Origin of the sequence: Bacillus sp. SIMBA_031 (genome assembly GCF_046535225.1) — a bacterium.
Lineage (GTDB): Bacteria > Bacillota > Bacilli > Bacillales > Bacillaceae > Bacillus > Bacillus velezensis.
This window is the reverse complement of record NZ_JAWRXC010000417.1, coordinates 1-258: the sequence shown is the minus strand read 5'-3', so window position 1 is coordinate 258 and position 258 is coordinate 1. Positions and strand designations below refer to the sequence as shown.

General features: G+C 45.7%; 1 protein-coding gene. It reads right to left on the bottom strand.

Annotated features, from left to right (window positions below):
* Window positions 1–258, bottom strand: a 258-nt coding sequence (locus SB724_RS20855; protein WP_486304063.1) for a 3-dehydroquinate synthase family protein, incomplete at both ends; no start/stop codon positions are given.

Below are 258 nucleotides of genomic sequence, written 5' to 3'. Positions count from 1 at the left end.
AAAGCCGGCAGCGGTATCCGCCTGATAACGGCTTCACCAATTTTTTTTAGTAAAATGAAACTCACCTCCCCACTTACCCTTTTCTTATCCATTTTCAAAATGTCAAAAACAGCATTGTTGTCTATCGCATACGACACGGGGAGGCGATAACGCTGTAATAGTTGCAGCACACGGTGCTTTTCATTTGAATCGAAGCCGTTTATGGCTTCGGAAATATAACAGGCGACGGCCATCCCGATGCTGATAGCATGGCCATGC